The following is an 18,524-nucleotide window of genomic DNA, read 5'->3' as shown; positions in this document are numbered from 1 at the left end:
CCGCAAAACAACTTCTTGTTTTACGCTTGCTTCGCTGCGATCAGCGGAGCCTTCGATTATGACACGGTTTTTTAAGAACCGGCAAACTTTTTTCGCTTTCTTCGACTCTTGCAATCAACTTCACTCGGAAGTCACTGCAATCACCGTTTTCTGCGGAGCCTTCGATTATGACACAGTTTTTAGAACTTCGTCAAACCCGTAGGCTTTTTTCTTCCCCCGCCGTCTGCTTCGATCACCGCACCCCCCAAGGAAAGCACCGCGCCGTCGTTTTCAGCGGAGCCTTCGATTATGACACAGCTTTTGATCGTTGCGCCAGCCTCGAGGGCTTTTTTGCCTCGTCTTCCGACTCGGCGTCCCGGTCGTCTTCGAAGTTTCCTTCGCGTCTTGAGCCGAGCCCACGAGTATATGCCACTTTTGAAGGCCTTCCGGCGCTTCGCTCCGATAATCGCTCACACATGGCACTCATCACACTCCTCGACGCGCAACTCGCGTTCGGCCACGTCCCGCTGCTCGACCATGCGGACTTCTCCCTCATCGAATCGGAGCGCATCGGCCTGATCGGCCGCAATGGCGCCGGCAAGTCTTCCCTGCTCAAGATCCTGGCCGGGCTCGAGAAGCCGGACGACGGCACGCTTCAGATACAGCAGAACGTGCGTGTCACTTATGTGGCCCAGGAGCCGGTGCTGGACATGGAGGCGGATGTCTTCACCGCCGCCAGCGCCGGCCTCGGCGAGGTGATCGCGATCCGCGACCAGTATCTGTCGGGCGCGCCGGGGCTGGACCTCGATGCGCTGCAGTCCCAGATCGAGGCCTTCGATGCCTGGAACTGGGAGCAGCGGGTGGAGGAAACGCTGCATCGCCTGCACCTCGACGGCGCGGCCCTGGTCGGCTCGCTCTCGGGCGGCACGCGCAAGCGGGTCGCGCTGGCGCAGGCACTGGTGGCGGCGCCCGACGTGCTGCTGCTGGACGAGCCGACCAACCACCTGGACCTGGATTCGATCGAATGGCTGGAACAGTTGCTGATCGACTTCAAGGGCAGCGTGGTGACGATCACCCACGACCGCAGCTTCCTGAACCGGGTCGCGACCCGCATCGTCGAGCTGGACCGCGGCAAGCTCAGCTCCTATCCCGGCAACTTCGAGCAGTACCTCCTGCAGAAGGAAGAGCAGCTGGCCCAGGAAGCCGTGATCAACGCCAAGGCCGACAAGCTGCTGGCGCAGGAAGAGATCTGGATCCGCAAGGGCGTGGAGGCACGGCGCACCCGCAGCCAGAGCCGCATCAGCCGGCTGCAGGAATTGCGCGCCAACCGCTCGGCCCGGCGCGAGGTCCAGGGCAGCGTCAACATGGACGTCGCCCAGGGCCAGGCCAGCGGCAAGATCGTGGCCGAACTGACCGAGGCATCGAAGTCCTTTGGCGACAAGACCGTGATCCGCGGCTTCACCGGCACCATCCTGCGCGGCGACAAGGTGGGACTGATCGGCCCCAATGGCGCGGGCAAGACCACGCTGCTGAAGCTGATCCTCGGCGAGCTCGAGCCCGATGCCGGCAAGATCCGCCGCGGCGCCAACCTGCAGGTGGCCTACTTCGACCAGATGCGCAACGCGTTGAACCTCGACGCCACGCTGGAGGACTTCATCAGTCCGGGCAGCGAATGGATCGAGATCGGCAACCAGCGCAAGCACGTGAAGAGCTACCTGGCCGACTTCCTGTTCTCGCCGGCCCGCGCCCATTCGCCGGTGCGCTCGCTGAGTGGCGGCGAGCGCAACCGGCTGCTGCTGGCGCGCCTGTTCGCCCGGCCGGCCAACGTGCTGGTGCTCGACGAGCCGACCAACGACCTCGACATCGACACCCTCGAACTGCTCGAGGACCTGCTGCAGAACTACGACGGCACGGTGTTCCTGGTCAGCCATGACCGGACCTTCCTGGACAACGTGGTGACCAGCACCATCGCCTTCGAGGGCGACGGGCGCTGGCGCGAGTACGAGGGCAGCGTGCAGGACTGGCTGACGCAGTCCAAGCGTTCCCGCGAGATCGCGCAGCAGCGTGCCGCGGCCGCCGCGCCGGCCACATCGGCAGCCGCACCGGCACCGGCGGCCGAGGCCACCGCCAAGCCGGCCGCGGCCCGCAAGAAGCTCAGCTACAAGGAGCAGCGCGAACTCGAGACCCTGCCGTCACAGATTGCCGAGCTGGAAGAAGAGCAGAAGCGGATCACCGAGCTGCTCGAGCTCGACGGCGGCGCCATCTACGCCACCGATGCCTCGCGTGCGGCCGAGCTCGGCGAACGCCATGCCCGCATCGACGACGAACTGCTGGCGGCGCTGGAACGCTGGGAGGCGCTCGGGGCGGCGCGCTAGCGGCGTCTTTGTCCGACGCGGCACGGGGCCGCGGCACGCTATATATGGCGTTGCCCAGGCTCCTTTACGTTCCTCGCCGCATGCCCTATCGACACGCCCTCCGGCGCCCCGTCGCCCTGTTCCGCAACATCGCCGCTGCGCTCCTCGTCGCCGTGGGCGTCGCCGCTTGCGCGGAACTGCCTAAGAACGTCGACCGGCCGGTCTCGACCGCACTGGCCTCGCCGGCGAGCACCCCGCTCGGCGAACTGGTGCAGCAGCGCCGCAAGGCCGCCGGGACGCGCTATGAATCAGGTTTCATCCTGCTCGACGGCCCGGCTGCCGCCTACGGCAGCCGGCTGGCACTGGTGGAAGGCGCACGCAAGACGCTGGACCTCCAGTACTACACGATCCATGCCGACGCCAGCACGGCGCGGCTGCTGCGCGCGGTGCGCGAGGCCGCCGAGCGCGGGGTCCGGGTGCGCATCCTGCTCGACGACTTCAACAGCACCGGGCGCGACGCGGTCGTGATGCGGATGGCGCTGGTGCCCAATGTCGAGATGCGGATGTTCAATCCGCTGGCGGGCGCACGCGCCTCGACGCTGGGCCGCTTCTTCGGCTCGATCGACGATGCGTCGCGCGTCCAGCAGCGCATGCACAACAAGTTGTTCATCGCCGACAACGTGCTGGCGGTGGCAGGGGGCCGCAACCTGGGCGACGCCTATTTCGGCAAGGACAACAAGGGCAACTTCATCGATCTCGACCTGCTGGTGGCGGGGCCGCTGGTGCGGGACCTGTCGCGCAGTTTCGACGCCTACTGGAACAACGAGCGCGCCTATCCCGTGCAGTCGCTGGTCACGCCCCGTGAGCTCGACCGGATCCGCGAGCAGGCGCGCGCCGAACGGGAGACCGAACGACAGCGCGTGGAAGCCCAGGCACAGACACGGACGCCGGCAGCGGCACCGCCCGCAGGCGATCCGAGCGCGAAGGAAGGGGCGGCGGCCGCAGACGCCCGCGCGCCGGCCTGGGACGAGAAACCCATGGACCTGCGCAGTGCCGACTTCGTCTGGGCCCCGGCGGCGGTGCTGGCCGACAAGCCCGGCAAGATCCCGACCGACGGCGCCGGCCCCGACGCCGGCAAGGCGCCCGGCCTCACGGTGACCCGGCAAGGCGCACGCCCGCCCCGCCAGGCCGGCAAAAGCAGCATTTCGCTCGATGCCGCGGCCGGTGCGGCGGCCGACGGCGAGACCGTGGTCGACGGACTGCTGCAACTGATCGGGCTGGCCCGGATCGATCTGCTGATCATCTCGCCCTACTTCGTGCCGGGAGCCGACATGAAGCAGGCCTTCGCCGCGGCGCGGGCGCGCGGCGTGCGGATCCGGGTGCTGACCAATTCGCTGGCATCGAACGATGCGCCGGTGGCGCATGTGGGCTATGCGCGGCACCGCGACGAGTTGCTGACGATGGGCGTGGAACTCTACGAACTGCGCAGCGAGCAGGCCGGGCTCGGCAGCGCCTTCGGCTCGGGCAGCGGCAGTGCCGTGGGCGAATCGCGCTCGATGCTGCATTCGAAGGTACTGGTGATCGACGGCCGGCTGCTGGTGGTCGGATCGATGAACCTGGACCAGCGCTCGCAGTTGCAGAACACCGAGATCGCGGTGCTGGTGCGCAGCGACGCGCTGTCGGGGGCGGCCGGCCGCAAGATCGAGTCGGCGCTGCGCGAAGGCTCGTGGCGCGTGGAACGCAGCGAGGGCCGGCTGATCTGGCACGCCCCCGAGGGCAGTGGCCTCGAGGACACCACCGCCGAGCCCGACACCAGCGCCGGCCTGCGCCTGATGCTCAAGCTCCTCGGGCCGCTGGCGCCGGACGCGCTGCTGTAGCGGAGGCCGCGCTTCAGAGCTGGTCGCGCACGCGCGCAAACACCTTCCAGAAAGTCGCGTCCTGGGCGGTCGCGAAATTGATCCGCATCAGCGTGGTGGGCGGCCGCCGGGCATGGAACAGCGAACCCGGCGCCAGCAGGTAGCCCTCGTCGAGCATGCGCTGGGTCAGCGCGTCGGTGTCGACGCCGGTGTCGACCCAGCCGAACAGGCCGGCCGGCTCCGAGGCCAGCGTGCAGCCGGCCGCCAGCGCGAGCTTGACGGTGCGCCCGCGGGCGCCATCGAGCCTGACGCGGATTCTTTCCGCATGCCGGCGCAACTGGCCCTGGTCGATGCACCAGGCCAGCGCGCGCTCGAACAATGCCGGCGAAGTCAGGGTCGCGAGCAGCTTGGTCTCGAGCAGGCGGCCGACCAGCGCCGGCGATGCCGCGAGGAAACCGATGCGCCAGTTCGGCGCCAGGATCTTGGCGAAGCCGCCGACGTAGATGGTGCGCTGCAGGCCGTCGAGCGCGCAGAGCCGGGTCGCATGCTCGGGCGCCAGGTGGCTGTAGGTGTCGTCCTCGACGATGTGGAAGTCATGCCGGTTGGCGAGCTGCAGCACCCGGTGCGCGCTGCCCGGCGTCAGGCTGTAGCCGGTCGGGTTGTGCAGCACGCTCACGCTCACGAAGAGCTTGGGCTTGTGGGCCTCGCCGGCGGTGCAGTAGCGCTCCATCACTTCCAGGTCGGGGCCGTCGGCCTTGCGCGGCACCGGCAGGATGCGCATGCCCAGCGCCTCGAGCCGCGCGAACTCGATCGCCCAGCCCGGCTCCTCGACCATCACCGGATCGCCCGCGCGCAGGAGGGTGCGACTCACGATGTCGAGCGCGTGCGTGGCGCCGATGGTGGTCACGATCTGATCCGGCGCGGCCGGCACGCTGATACCGGCCAGCTTGGTCGCCAGGCTTCGGCGCAGGCCGCCATCGCCCGCCGGCTCGCCGTACTGAAGCGACAGTTCCTGCAGCGCCTTGCTGCTGGTGACGCGCCGCACCGCCGCCGGCATGAAGGTCGACTCCAGCCAATCGGGAGGGAAGACGCCCATGCCCGGCTGCGGCTTGTCGCTCGGACGATGGAACATGCCGCGGATCAGCGCGCTGGCGTCGGCCGCCACCAGGGGCGCCGGCGCCTGGTCCGGCGCCGAGCGGGTGCTGGCAGCGTCCGGTCCGACGCCGACCGCACCCGAATCGCGCACATAGAAGCCGCGCTGACGACGCGCCTCGACCAGGCCCTGTGCCAGCAGCTGGTCGTAGGCGGCGACCACCGTGTGCGGGCTCACGCCCTGCTGGCGGGCGCACTCGCGCACCGAAGGGAGCCGCGCGCCTGGCGGCAGCAAGCGGTTGCGGATGCGCTCGGCAAAACGGTCGGCGAGCTGCCCTGTCAGCGACTGGGCGGAGGTTCGGGTGAGCATGTCGCGTATTGTTCTGTGTCAACGCATCGGCCGATACAGACAGTTCTTATGTTCGATTATCTGTACCGGTACTGTAATGGTCATCAGTTTAAAGTGTGTCCCATGAACTGGCAAGAATTCACTGCGCTGCTGGTGTTGGCCACGGCGATGAGTTTTTCGCCGGGTCCCAACACCACCTTGTCGACTGCGCTGGCCGCCAACGGCGGCCTGCCGCGCGCCATGCGCTTCGTGTGGGCCGTTCCGGTCGGCTGGAGCCTGTTGCTCGCGTTGTGCGCGGCCGGCGTCGGCACGCTGGTGATGGCGGCGCCCTCGCTGCGCGGGGTCATCAAGGCGCTCGGCGTCGGCTACCTGCTGTGGCTGGCCTGGAAGCTCAGCGGCAGCGGCTCGCTGGGCCAGGCCGACAGCGCCAAGCTGCGGGTCGGCTTCAAGCGGGGCGTGATGCTGCAGTTCCTCAACATCAAGGCCTGGCTGCTGGCGCTGACGCTGGTCGCGGGCTGGATCGCCGGGCAGCCCGATGCGTTGCGGCGTTTCGCGATCGTCGCGCCGGTGATGCTGGTCTATGCCTTCACGAGCAACTTCGCCTACGCGCTGGCCGGTGCGCTGCTGCGACACTGGCTGGCCCAGGGCCGCCGGCTGCTGTGGTTCAACCGAGCGATGGCGGCCGTGCTGGCGCTCACCGCCTGGTGGATGGTGGGCGCATGAAGATCAAGGAAGAAACCCTCGGCATGTGGCTCGGCGTGCTGGGCGTGGCCATCTTCGCGGTCACGCTGCCGATGACGCGGCTGGCCACCGGCACGCAGGCGGCGCCGCAGTTGTCGCCCTGGTTCGCGACACTTGGCCGGGCGGCGCTGGCGGGCGTGCTGTCGGTGGCGTTCCTGATCGCCACGCGCTCGCCGACGCCGCAGCGCCAGCACTGGCGGCCGCTCGGCATGGCGGTGCTCGGCAACGCCATCGGCTTCCCCTTGCTGCTGGCCTACGCGCTGCGCGTGGTCAGCGCCAGCCACGCCGCGGTGATCACCGCCCTGCTGCCCCTGGTCACCGCGGCCTGCGCGGCCTGGGTACTGCACCTGCGGGCGCGGCTGGGCTTCTGGCTCTGCGCCGTCGCCGGCAGTGCGCTGGTGGTCGCGTTCTCGTTGCTGCGGGCCGAGTCGCACGGCGGCGGCTTCGGCTTCGAATGGGCCGACGTGCTGCTGGTGGGCGCGGTCGCGGCGGCTTCGCTGGGCTACATCTATGGCGCCCAGGTGACGCCGGCGCTGGGCGCCGAGCGGGTGATCTGCTGGGTCTGCGTGATGGCATTGCCGGTGACGCTGCCGGGCACCCTGTGGCTGTGGCCCGAGCGGCCGATCGCGGCCTCGGCCTGGATCGGCTTCGTCTACGTCGGCGTGTTCTCGATGTGGATGGGCTTCTTCGCCTGGTACCGCGGCCTCGCCATGGGCGGCGCCCTGCGCGTCAGCCAGACCCAGCTGCTGCAGCCCTTCCTCTCGATCCTGGCGGCCGTTCCGCTGCTCGGCGAGCCGCTCGACGTGGTCACACTCGGCTTCGCGGCGGCCGTGGTGGCCACCGTCGTCGCCGGCAAGAAGCTGTCACAACCGCGCACTCCACTGGTCGCCGCCGCGGCCTCCCGCTAACCTTCCGCACCTCAAGGAAAAACATGAACTGGAAACTCGCTGCCCGCGCCGAAAAGATGAATCCTTCGGTGCTCCGTGAAATCCTCAAGGTGACCGAGCGTCCCGGCATCATCAGCCTGGCCGGCGGCCTGCCTTCACCCAAGGCCTTCCCGATCAACGCCTTCGCCGAAGCCTGCGCCGAGGTGCTGCACAAGGATGGCCAGGCCGCGCTGCAGTACGGCGCGAGCGAAGGCTACGGCCCGCTGCGCGAAGCCGTGGCCGCGATGCTGCCCTGGCCCGTGGACCCGGCCCAGGTGCTGATCACCACCGGCTCGCAGCAGGGCCTGGACCTGGTCGCCAAGGTGCTGCTCGACCCCGGCAGCCGCGTGCTGGTCGAGACGCCGACCTACCTCGGCGCGCTGCAGGCCTTCTCGCCGATGGAGCCGGAACCGGTGAGCGTCGCCAGCGACAGCGAAGGCGTGATCGTCGACGACCTGGTCGCCAAGGCCAAGGATGCGCGCTTCGTCTACCTGCTGCCCAACTTCCAGAATCCGACCGGCCGCACCATGACCGAGGAGCGCCGTGCCGCGGTGTCCGCGGCCGCCGCCGAGGCGGGCCTGCCGATCGTCGAGGACAACCCCTACGGCGAGCTCTGGTTCGACAACGCGCCGGCACTGCCGCTCACGGCGCGCAACCCCGAAGGCTGCATCTACCTGGGCTCGTTCTCGAAGGTGCTGGCACCGGGCTTGCGCCTGGGCTTCATGGTGGCGCCCAAGGCGATCTTCCCGAAGCTGCTGCAGGCCAAGCAGGCGGCCGACCTGCATTCGCCGAGCTTCAACCAGCGCATGGTCCACGAGGTCATGAAGGACGGCTTCCTGTCGCGCCACGTGCCGACCATCCGGGCGCTCTACAAGCGCCAGTGCGACGCCATGGTGGCGGCGCTGCAGCGCGAGATGAAGGGCCTGTCGGTCGAGTTCGACAAGCCGGCCGGCGGCATGTTCCTCTGGGTGCGGCTGCCCGAGGGCATCGACACCGTGGCGCTGCTGCCCAAGGCGGTGGAGCGCGGCGTGGCCTTCGTGCCGGGCGCGCCCTTCTACGCCGGCCAGGGCGACCTGCGCACCCTGCGCCTGTCCTTCGTGACCGCCAGCGTCGACCAGATCGACACCGCGATCGCCGCCCTGGCCGAGGTCGTGCGCGAACAACTCGCGCACCATGCGGCGGCCGAGGTGCAGCGGCAGCTCGCGGCCAGCCCCGCCTGACCCTTCCCGAGAAACAGCCCCGCAATGATCGACGGCAGCAGCTTCCTGCTCTTCCTGCTCGCGGTGCTGGCGCTGTTCGTCTCGCCCGGGCCCAACATGGCCTTCGTGCGCGTGGTGCGCAACGCCTGGCTCAGCAACCTCGTGAACCCGAAGGCGCTGCTGTTCTTCATGGTGTTCCTGCCGCAGTTCGTCGATCCGGCCCGCGGCAGCGTGCCGTTGCAACTGCTGCTGCTCGGCGTCAGCTTGTCGCTCGCCGGCCTGGTCTTCAACAGCTTGCTCGGCGCCTGCAGCGGGCAGATCGGCCGCTGGCTGCAGCGGCGCGGCGCCGCCGGCTTCCAGCGCGGGCTGCTGGCTGCGATGATGGCGGGCCTGGCGCTGCGCCTTCTTTTGCTCGATCGCCCATCGAAGGGACTCTGACATGCTCAACATCTGGGGCCGGATCAGCTCCATCAACGTGCGCAAGGTGGTGTGGTGCGCGCAGGAACTCGGGCTCGACTTCCAGCGCACCGAAGCCGGTGGCCGCTTCGGCGTCGTGCAGACGCCCGAGTACCTGGCCATCAATCCGAATGCCATGGTGCCGGCCATCGACGACGGCGAAGGCCCGGACCGGGTCACGCTGTGGGAGTCGAACGTGATCGTGCGCTACCTGTGCGCCAAGCACTCGCCGGGCAAGCTCTACCCCGAGCCACTGGCCGCGCGCTTCGATGCCGAGCAATGGATGGACTGGCAGCAGACCACGCTGAACGCGGTGAGCGGCGGCGCCTTCAGGCAATGGATCCGCACGCCGCCCGAACAACGCCAGCCCGAGCTGATCGCCTATTCGGTGCGCGCCACCGAGCCGCTGTTCGCGCTGCTCGACGCTCACCTCGCCAACCGCCCCTTCATGTGCGGCGACAACTTCACGATGGCCGACATCCCGGTCGGCTGCGAGGCGCACCGCTGGTTCGGACTGCCGCAAACCGAATACACGCGGCCCGTCTGGCCCCATGTCGAGCGCTGGTTCGCCGACTTGCGCACGCGCGCCGCAGCACGCGGCGTGCTCGACCTGGCCCTCGAATGACAACCATGATCTCCCGCCCCTTCAAGCAAGTCGACGTCTTCACCTCGACGCCCTATTTCGGCAATCCGCTCGCAGTCGTTCTCGACGGCAGCGGCATCGACGACGATGCCATGCAGCGCTTCGCCGCCTGGACCAACCTCTCCGAGACCACCTTCATCCTTCCTCCCACCGAGCCGAGTGCCGACTACCGCGTGCGCATCTTCACGCCCGGCGGCGAGCTGCCCTTCGCCGGCCACCCGACGCTGGGCAGCTGCCATGCCTGGCTGCAGGCCGGCGGCAAGCCCAAGGCGGCAAGCCACATCGTTCAGCAGAGCGCGGTGGGCCTGGTGCCGATCCGGCGCGAGGGCGAGCGCCTGGCCTTCGCCGCGCCGCCGGTACGGCGCATCGCACCGAGCCCGACCCTGCTGGCCAAGGTCGCGGCGGCACTGGGGCTGAAAGCGCAGCAGATCATCACGGCACAGTTGCTCGACAACGGGCCCGCCTGGCTGGGCTTGCTGCTCGACGATGCCGACACGGTGCTCACGCTCAAGCCCGACCACCGCGCGCTGCGCGAGCTGGGGCAGAAGGTCGGCGTGGCGGGCCTGCCGTCGTCGGACGGTTCGCCGCTCCTGATCGCGCGCTCGAACCGCGAGGCGCGCGCCTTCGCGCGCTCGGAAGAAGCACCGGCCGACATCGAGGTGCGCGCATTCGCGGCGCCGATCGGCGTCGAGGAAGACCCGGTCACCGGCAGCTTCAACGCCAGCCTGGCGCAATGGCTGATCGCCGACGGCCACCTGCCCGAGAGCTATGTGGCCGCGCAGGGCCAGACCCTGGGCCGTGCGGGCCGCGTGCACATCCGGCGCGATGCCGATGGGCAGGTGTGGGTGGGCGGGGATTCGGTAACCTGCGTGGACGGCAGCGTCCGGCTGTAGTCCGCGGCCTCGCCGTCGCAGCGACTGTTGACCTGCGCGATCTGGTGCCGAGTCGTTGGTTCCGCTGCCGAAGGCGAAGCCACGCCGACCTGCAACTGCGGCCAGCGCTGGCCCTTGATCTCGTCGATGTCGAAGCGGGAGACCGCGTGCGCCACGGCGCACGAAGCTGCAGCGATCGGGCTCCACCATCTGGAGCAGGGACGAAAATTCCCAAAGACTGTCAAGTCTGGTTTTTCCTCTGTCCGTCGAGCAATAGGTCACAGAAAACGAACGCCGTGACAGCACAGATCGACCACCTGGTGATAGCCGCCGCCACGCTCGAAGAGGGCGTACGCTGGTGCGAGGCGACATTCGGCATCTCGCCGGGGCCGGGCGGCAGGCATCCGTCGATGGGCACGCACAACCGCCTGTTCAAGATCGCGACGCCACGGTTTCCCGCCACCTATCTGGAGATCATCTCGATCGACCCCGACGCGGCAGCGCCGCCGACCCGCGCCGCTCACCGATGGTTCGACCTGGACGATGCACAACTCCAATCCATGCTGCGGCGCGAGGGGCCGCGGCTGATCCACTTCGTCGCCCGGGTGCCCGATGCCAGCGCCGCGGTGCAGTTGCTTCGGGGCCATCGCATCGATCGCGGCCAGGTGATCATGGCGTCGCGAGACACCCCGGCAGGGCGTCTCGTGTGGCGCATCACGGTGCGCGACGACGGCCAGCGCCTGTTCTACGGCGCGCTGCCGACACTGATCGAGTGGGGACCGGTCCACCCGACCGACAGCATGGGCGAATCGGGCGTGACGCTGCGCTCGCTCGAGCTCGCGCACCCGCGCGCCGCGGACCTGGGCGCCGCACTCGACAGCATCGGGCTCGCGGACGTGGCGCTGGTGGAGGGGCCACCCCTCGTGCGCGCGGTGCTCGACGCTCCGCGCGGTGTGGTCAGGCTCGCATCCGGGGGCATTTGACGAAAAGCAGCGTATTCAGAAAGATGCGATCGAAGCGTAGTCCGAAAGCACTTGATCTGGATGTGTCGCGCTGCAGCCGTTTCGAGCCACAATCGCCTGCTCATTGATGCTCCAACGTCTCGGCCTCCCCTCCAGGCACACCCCCAGGGCGCCCCTTCCAACATGAAAATGCGCGTGATCATCGCGGACGACCATCCGATCATCGTGGCCGGCGTGCGGATGCTGCTCGAGAACCGGACCGACGTCGAGGTGGTCGCGGAGGCCGACACGCCCGACAAACTGCTGGCGGCGCTGCGCGCCACGCCCTGCGATCTGCTGATCACCGACTTCTCGATGCCGGGCGGACAGGCCGCCGACGGCCTCGCCCTGCTGCAGCGCATCCGGCGCGACCATCCCGCTCTGCCGGTCGTCGTGCTGACGATGGTCGCCAATGTCGGCGTGCACGGCACCATCCTGGAGTCGGGCGTGCGCGGCCTGGTCGACAAGGCGTCGGGCATGACGGAGATTTCTCTCGCGATCCAGGCCGTGAGCCAGGGACGCGACTACATCAGCGCCAGCTTCAGGCAGGGCCTGCTTGAAAGCAGCTTCGACGCGGGAAGCCCGGCCCGGCTCTCACCGCGCGAGCTCGAGGTGATCCGGCTTTTTTCGTCCGGCCTGTCGGTGACCGACATCGCCGATCGCCTGGCCCGCAGCATCAAGACCGTCAGCCGGCAGAAGGCCGACGCAATGGCCAAGCTGGGACTCAAGAACGACCTCGACATCTACGTCTACGCGCGCGAACACGGAATGGAGTCCTGAGCCGGCCGCGCGCCCCTCAGGCAGGAGCGCCATGCAGGCCGATGAAAGCGTCGGCGCGCGACAGCACCGACAGCAGCTCGGAGCGCGCCCCGGCGTTGAGCGCCGCGGCGGCCTCATCCAGCTCGGCGCCCTCGGCCGCCTCTAGCGATTCGACGGCCCGCATGGCCCCGACCGCCTTCGCTTCGTCGAGCTGGTGGCAGGCCGAACAGAGTCGATGGGCCAATTGGCGCAGGCGGACCCCATCGCGCGCCTCGGCGGCGGCGTCCATCGCCGCTAGATCCTGCGTGGTGGCGGTCACGAAGATGCGCAGCAACTGGGCAACCTTGGCGAGATCGCCGCCGCACAGCTCGGCGAGCGCCGGATAGTCCACGGCCGGCTCCGAACGGACGCCAGCAGGTTCGCCGGCCGGCGAAACCGGCCGGTCGAGCACGCCCTCGAGCGCATTGCGAAGATCCTGAAGTTGCAGCGGCTTGGACAAGTAGCCGTCCATGCCGAGCGCCAGGCAGCGTTCGGCCTCGCCCTGCAGGGCGTTGGCGGTCAATGCGACGATCGGCAGGCGCGGCAGGCCCAGCTTCGCCTCACGCGCACGCACCCGCTGGGCCAGGTCGTAACCGTCGAGGCGGGGCATGTGGCAGTCGGTCAGCAGCAGTGCATAGCGCGCGTCGGGTGCGACCAGCCGCTCCCAGGCCTCCTCGCCGTCCTCCGCGCAGTCGCACGCGAAGCCGAGCTTGGCGAGCTGCATCGTGATGACCTCGCGATTGAGTTGGTGGTCTTCGGCAAACAGCAGCCTGCGGCCGCGGCCGATCGGCGTGATTTCGGCGGTGCCACCGGACGCCGCGCGGCGGACCGGACGCAATGTGGGCGCCGCATCGGCATCCGAGGTCCAGGCCTGCAGCGGCAGTGTCACGATGAAGCGGCTGCCACGCTTCGGTTCGCTCTCGCAGCGAACGCTGCCGCGCATCAGGTCGACCAGCTGCCGCACGATGGTCAGCCCGAGCCCGGTACCGCCGTAGCGCCGCGTGGTGGCGATGTCGGCCTGCTGGAAAGGTTCGAAAAGCGATTCGATGGCAGCCGGGTCGATGCCGATGCCGGTGTCCTCGACCGACAGCTGCAGCGACGCTTCGGAAGTCCGGCAGGCCTCGACCTTGATGCCACCCTCCTGGGTGAACTTGAGCGCGTTGCCGATGAGGTTGGTCAGGATCTGCCGCAAGCGGACGGAATCGCCGACGATGAATTCGGGAATTCGCGGATCGATGTTGAACTGCAGGCCGATCGCCTTGCGCGCCGCGTCCGGCGCCAGCGTCGCGCAGACGTCCTCGACCAGTCCGCGCAAGGACAGCGTCCGGCTCTCGAGGTCCAGCTTGCGGGCCTCGATCTTGGAGAAGTCGAGGATGTCGTTGATGATCGTCAGCAGCGCGACCGACGACTCCCGGCTGCGCATCAGCATCGCACGCTGCTCGTCCGTGAGCGGCGTGTCGATCACCAAGTCGATCATGCCCAGCACACCGGTGAGCGGGGTGCGCACTTCGTGGCTCATCATGGCCAGGAACTGCCGCTTGGCGTCGAGGGCGGCGCGCGCTTCCTCGGCCTTGGTGGTCAGGTCGGCCTTGAGCGCCTCGTCGCGCGTGATGTCCTTGGCGATGCCGGTGAAGGTGACCCGTTTGATGTCGCTGTCCGCCTCGGCGCTGGTCGTCACGCTGCCACGCACGTCGAGCGTTCGCACCTCGCCATCGCGGCTTCGGATGCGGAACTGGTCCCGGTACGCGCCGTGCCCCTGCCGGTACGCCTGGCGCAGACCCCGCGCGGCCCGTTCGCGATCCTCCGGATGCAGCAGCTTGAGCAGATCGCGATAGCTGATGTCGGCTTGGTCGGCCTTGCGGAAAATCTCGCGGATCTTGGGATCGGCGGTGATGACGGTGTCGAGCAGGGCCATGCCGGCCGCGGAGGAATCCTTGTGCGTGCGGGTGACCGAGCGCCAGACGCCGAGTCCGCCGACGGTCAGGGCCAGCTCGAGGTTCGCCTGCGACTGCTCGAGCTCGGCGAGCACCCGCTCGGCCTGCAGCTTGGCCTCGCCCAGGGCCAGTTCGCCGAGGCGCCGCTCGGTGATGTCGCGGTTGACGCCGATCAGGAAGTCGTTGCCGTCGCGCGGGCGACTCGGCGAGGAAAAGCCCTCGACCCAGCGCAGCGCGCCCGAATCGTCGATGACCCGGAACTCGTACGCGGCCACCTGCTTGAACTGCCGGGCATTCGCCAGGCGGGGCCCGAGCTCCCGCGCATCCTGCGGATGCACCCGGGCAAAGGCCGAGGGCTGGTCGTTCTCGCCGTCCTTCATGCCGAGGATCTGGCGCGCGCGCTCGTCGGCGTGCAGAGCGCCGGTGCTCAGGTTCCATTCCCAGGTCCCCATCCTCGCGGCCTCGAGCGCGATGCTCAGCCGCTCATGAGCGGCTTCGAGCTCGCGCTGCAGCAGCTTCTGCTCCGTCACGTCGATCACCACCCCGACGACCCCGCGCAGCTTGCCGCGGCGGTCATGGACCGGACGCTTGCTCGAGCGGAAACTGCGCGGCACACCGTCGACCTGGATTTCTTCGTCGTAGGTGTGCGCCTGGCCGGATGCCATGAGCTCCCGGTCCTGCGCAACGAAGCGGTCATGCAATTGGACACCGAACAGGTCCCGGTCCGTCATGCCGAGCGCCGCGGGTCCATCGATGTCGAAAGTTCGCTCGAATTCGGCGTTCATGACCTGGTAGCGGAAGGCCGTGTCCTTGAAGAACAGTCCATGCGGCACGGCGTCGAGGATCGCATGCAACTGGTCGTCGCGGCGCTGCCGGTCGCGTACGCGCAGGTACTGCATGAGCGCCAGGGCGACGATGCTGAGCGACATCAGCGCCATCCAGAACCAATGCAGTTCGATGGCCATGGGCTGGCCGAAGAAGTAGCTCGCGATGCCGAGCAGGCAAATCAATGCCATCGTGGCGGTGCCCGAATCGACGGTCCGCCACAACGCCCCACCCTTGATGACCATGAGACCTCCATCCCGATGCGGAAACTGCATGGGCGGAGACTAGTCGATCAACGGTCGAATCGCCAGTTGAGCGCCGGCGGCGCGCGATCGGCGAGCGGATCGAAAGGGGCGGCGAACGCATGGTTCGGACGGCGCCGACTTGTCGCGGGCGCGGGGTCAGTCGGGTTGGAGAAGACGCACGGCCACGGGTCGACGTGCCGGACGGTTTGCCGTGGGAACTCGCGCGAAGCCTGTCCGCGCAAGTGGCGGCTGCCCGCTCCAAAGCATGTAGCCATCGCCGGGCTTGGCTTCCAGGGTCCAGCCGTTCGAGCCATCCAGTTGGAGCGCGACGCGGAGCTCGTCGATGGTGCAAGCCAGGTTGTCGATGCGGTGCCAATTGGCGCCGTGCTCGCCCGAGGGCAGCATGCGGGTCAACCAGCTCTTGGCGACCGGTCGACCTGCACTGAAGAAGAGCTCGAGCGCGACGTCGAAGTCGACCGAATCGAGTTTCAGTTTCTCGTCGTCGAACGCGACGATCTTCTCGGTCGGATGGAACGCATAGCGGTCCCACGCCAGCAGGCGGGGCGTGCTTGCGAACCCGAGGGAGTCGAGGAACGAGAGGATGACGCGATAGAGATCGCTGAAGAAGCGCGGCGCGGCCGCGAAGACGCCGGCCGCCTCGACTTGGCGGCGCACGGGACGCACGCGCTTGTGCATGGGTACGTGAAGCATGGGCACATCAGTGCCCATCGTGTCGAGCACGCAATCGACGACGCTGCGCCCCTGGCTGTCGGTGTCGGGCGCGTCGCCCAGCACCATCAGGTCGAGCGTCGAGGCGGCAGGACCCAGCGCCATGAGCTCGTCGATGTGGGTGAACACCAGTGGCGAATGGCCGAGCGCGCGCAGGACGCGACGAATGTATTCGCGCGAACGGGGGGTGTAGGCGAGCACGCCGGCTCGCCGGGCGGCGGCGCGGCTCATGATGCGGTCGCCCGGCCGTCAGCGAGCAGGGGCGAGGCGCCGCAGTCTGCCGGGCTGCGCACGGGCAACACCGGCTCGGGCGCGTCGCGCCACCGCGAAGCGCTGCGGATCGGTGATCGACTCGGATTGAGGAACACCGAGTGCGTGCGGGCGAACTGCGCCCATTCGCCAAGATCGAAGATCTCGAGCGAGCCGCGCATGCCGAGGCCCACCAGTGCGGCCAGCGAATAGTCCTTCCAGGAGGCGTAGTGCGAGCGGGCCCTCACCGCCAGCATCCGCAGGAATTCCTCGGCACGCCACCTGGGCAGGTAGCCGATCGTGCAGGCCAGCCGGACCAGGTATGCCAGTTGCTGGATGTCCCAGGCCAGCACGCTGAGGTGGTCGTGCCGGAGCTCTTCGACCCGCGTGAGATGGGCTCGAAGCGCCATGAACCTGCAGGTGTCCTCGAGTGCCGCGTATTCGTTGGAATCGATCGGCGCGTCGACCATCCAGGCAGCGATCGCGCGCTTCTCGGCGGGCGACATGCGGCCCAGGCCCTCGATGCGGGACTGGATCACGCGACGGCAGTCTGCGTCGCTCTCGATGCCCCAGTGCTCGAGGAGAACCTGGCGGATGCGGCGCTCGGACAGGGCGCTGCCCAGTTGGTTGAAGTTGTCGCGCAGCAGCAAGGCGAAGTTGCCGCTGAGCAGATGGCCGAAGAGCTGTTCGGGCGAAACCGGCTCGGTGGGCTTGAACGCGATCGAGCGCGCCCAGGCCTGCCTCGAAGGACCGAGCCTGCCGCGCAGGAAGATCCACAGGACAAGACCCCAGATCGAGGCCGCGGCGATGAAGGCCGTCATGATGACTCCCTGGTGCGAGGTGACTCACGCATCTGCATCTGTTTGAATGACGCCGACATGGCGGCGATGGATTTGGGTCGGCTGCCCGGTCGATCCGGCGGGGCCGTCGGCGACAGGGAGTCGACTGGAATAGTACGGATCGCTCGGATCCCGGACCATGAGAAAGATCCGAAAGAGGGGCCTGAAAAGGCGACTTAAGCACTACAGCCAGACGCTTCGGCACGAAAAAAAGGGCTTCGCGCGCTGCGCGAAGCCCTCTTGTCCGAAGCCGGGGCATTCCACCCGCGCGAGAACGCGGGTGAAGCACGCCGGGTCTACCAGCGCACCCGCACCCCCACCGCCCCCTGGATCGACGCCTTGACCTCGGTGTCGCCGCCGGTGCTGAACAGGTGGCCGACTTCGCCATACAGGCTGGTGCTGCGGTTGAGCGCCAGAGTGAAGCCGCCCGCCAGCTCGATCGAGGTGTAGTCGCCGGCGGTGGCGATGTCGGTGAAGGCGGCCGGCCCGATGAAGCGGGCGATGGTGTTGCCGCCGGTGCCGTGGATCACGCCGACGCGGCCGTAGGGTTGAAGACGGCCGGCCGAGGTCGCGAAGTCGCCCTTGACGCGCACGCCGAGCCCCCCGGTCCAGCTGTCCAGGCTGCTCTGCTGCACGCGTGCGCCGGTGATGACCAGGTCATCGAGGCGGGCGTGGCTGTAGATCAGCTGCGCCTGCGGCTCGAGCGTCCAGCCGCCCCCCATCGCGAAGGCCTGGCCGACCTCGACCGCGGCCAGCCAGCTGCTGCCGTCGCCGGTGGTCTGGAGCCCGCCGAGCGGGCGCACGGTGTAGCGCTGCGAGCCGTACTGCAGCACGGTGTCGACATAGAAGCCGGTGGTGTTGGCGTAGGTGGCGTAGGCCGCCAGGTAGCGCGAGCGCAGGTCGTTGCTGCCGACCGCGCGCCAGATGCCGCTGGCGAAGCCGCTGACATCGGCGTCGCCGTCGATCACGCCGACGTAGACGCCGGCGTGCCAGTCGCCCAGCGGGGACACATAGACATCGGTGCCGGCCTGGACTCCGCTCGCATGGCCCTGGCTGGACGGGTTCACCGTGCCGTCCTGGCGCACGTCGATGTCGGTGTAGATGGCCCGGGCCCAGGCGTGGCGGTCGGTCGTCAACGCGCCGGCGACCGGCGTCAGGCTGGCGAGCGACTGGGCGCTGGCGTCGTCGTCGCCCGCGCGGCGATGCACGCTGCCGAGCATCGCCAGGTCGTTCTGGCGCAGCTGGGCGGGCACGGCCGCGATCAGCGGAACCTCCGCACGGTAGGCCGTGACGGGCGCGGGTGCCGGCGGCAGCACGGCCGGGGCGGGCGCGGGCGTCGCCGCCGGCGCGGGAGATGCCGAAGGTGCGGGCGGGGCCGGGGGCGCGGGTGGCGCCGGCGGTGCGGGCGGGGCCGGCGGTGCGGGCGGGGCGCGGGGC

15 protein-coding genes are annotated in these 18,524 nt (G+C 68.8%); 10 read left to right on the top strand and 5 right to left on the bottom strand.

The genetic code is table 11. From position 1 onward, the window contains the following. Positions 1-455: 455 nt before the first annotated feature. Entirely contained in the window at positions 456-2,354 is a 1,899-nt protein-coding gene (locus tag AC1DYD_RS39425) for an ATP-binding cassette domain-containing protein (RefSeq protein ID WP_478178164.1), read from the top strand. Positions 2,355-2,434: 80 nt separating this feature from the next. Then, a complete protein-coding gene (locus tag AC1DYD_RS39420) occupies positions 2,435-4,210 on the top strand; it encodes a phospholipase D family protein (RefSeq protein WP_478178163.1) in 1,776 nt (591 codons plus the stop codon). A gap of 13 nt (positions 4,211-4,223) precedes the next feature. On the opposite strand, the gene AC1DYD_RS39415 is transcribed toward AC1DYD_RS39420, so the two are convergent. Next, the gene (locus AC1DYD_RS39415; protein WP_478178162.1) at positions 4,224-5,651 is read right to left on the bottom strand and encodes an aminotransferase-like domain-containing protein; all 1,428 of its coding nucleotides are present in this window, start codon (positions 5,649-5,651) and stop codon (positions 4,224-4,226) included. A 102-nt stretch (positions 5,652-5,753) separates the two neighbouring features. Between AC1DYD_RS39415 and AC1DYD_RS39410 the strand changes: the two genes are divergently transcribed. From AC1DYD_RS39410 to AC1DYD_RS39375, 8 genes are all read left to right on the top strand, one after another. Further along, a complete protein-coding gene (locus tag AC1DYD_RS39410) occupies positions 5,754-6,353 on the top strand; it encodes a LysE family translocator (protein ID WP_478178161.1) in 600 nt (199 codons plus the stop codon). Then, positions 6,350-7,279 carry a DMT family transporter gene (locus AC1DYD_RS39405; protein ID WP_478178160.1) on the top strand — a complete coding sequence of 310 codons (930 nt, stop codon included), beginning with the start codon at positions 6,350-6,352 and terminating at the stop codon, positions 7,277-7,279. Before AC1DYD_RS39410 ends, AC1DYD_RS39405 begins: the two co-directional genes overlap by 4 nt. A gap of 23 nt (positions 7,280-7,302) precedes the next feature. Next, positions 7,303-8,517 carry an aminotransferase-like domain-containing protein gene (locus AC1DYD_RS39400; RefSeq protein WP_478178159.1) on the top strand — a complete coding sequence of 405 codons (1,215 nt, stop codon included), beginning with the start codon at positions 7,303-7,305 and terminating at the stop codon, positions 8,515-8,517. 24 nt (positions 8,518-8,541) lie between these two features. Further along, entirely contained in the window at positions 8,542-8,934 is a 393-nt protein-coding gene (locus AC1DYD_RS39395) for a LysE family transporter (RefSeq protein WP_478178158.1), read from the top strand. Position 8,935: 1 nt separating this feature from the next. Continuing rightward, the gene (locus AC1DYD_RS39390; protein WP_478178157.1) at positions 8,936-9,577 is read left to right on the top strand and encodes a glutathione S-transferase family protein; all 642 of its coding nucleotides are present in this window, start codon (positions 8,936-8,938) and stop codon (positions 9,575-9,577) included. Positions 9,578-9,582: 5 nt separating this feature from the next. Then, positions 9,583-10,488 carry a PhzF family phenazine biosynthesis protein gene (locus AC1DYD_RS39385; RefSeq protein ID WP_478178156.1) on the top strand — a complete coding sequence of 302 codons (906 nt, stop codon included), beginning with the start codon at positions 9,583-9,585 and terminating at the stop codon, positions 10,486-10,488. A 275-nt stretch (positions 10,489-10,763) separates the two neighbouring features. Further along, entirely contained in the window at positions 10,764-11,450 is a 687-nt protein-coding gene (locus AC1DYD_RS39380; RefSeq protein ID WP_478178155.1) for a VOC family protein, read from the top strand. 174 nt (positions 11,451-11,624) lie between these two features. Further along, positions 11,625-12,248: a response regulator gene (locus AC1DYD_RS39375; RefSeq protein ID WP_478178154.1), complete on the top strand. Its 624-nt coding sequence runs from the start codon at positions 11,625-11,627 to the stop codon at positions 12,246-12,248. Between the two features lie 16 nt (positions 12,249-12,264). Here AC1DYD_RS39375 and AC1DYD_RS39370 read toward each other — a convergent pair whose 3' ends face one another. The 4 genes from AC1DYD_RS39370 to AC1DYD_RS39355 all read right to left on the bottom strand — a co-directional run. Next, the gene (locus tag AC1DYD_RS39370; protein WP_478178153.1) at positions 12,265-15,270 is read right to left on the bottom strand and encodes a PAS domain-containing hybrid sensor histidine kinase/response regulator; all 3,006 of its coding nucleotides are present in this window, start codon (positions 15,268-15,270) and stop codon (positions 12,265-12,267) included. 156 nt (positions 15,271-15,426) lie between these two features. Next, positions 15,427-16,230, bottom strand: a complete 804-nt coding sequence (locus tag AC1DYD_RS39365) for a hypothetical protein (protein WP_478178152.1) — start codon at positions 16,228-16,230, stop codon at positions 15,427-15,429. Beyond that, positions 16,227-17,069 carry a DUF1266 domain-containing protein gene (locus AC1DYD_RS39360; RefSeq protein ID WP_478178151.1) on the bottom strand — a complete coding sequence of 281 codons (843 nt, stop codon included), beginning with the start codon at positions 17,067-17,069 and terminating at the stop codon, positions 16,227-16,229. The genes AC1DYD_RS39365 and AC1DYD_RS39360 overlap by 4 nt, the downstream gene beginning before the upstream one ends. 314 nt (positions 17,070-17,383) lie before the next feature. Further along, positions 17,384-18,524 (bottom strand): autotransporter outer membrane beta-barrel domain-containing protein (locus AC1DYD_RS39355; RefSeq protein WP_478178150.1); only part of this gene is annotated, 1,141 nt, incomplete at its 5' end.

Source organism: Variovorax sp. P4_B11, from assembly GCF_056402355.1.
This window is presented reverse-complemented; position numbering and strand designations above follow the sequence as displayed.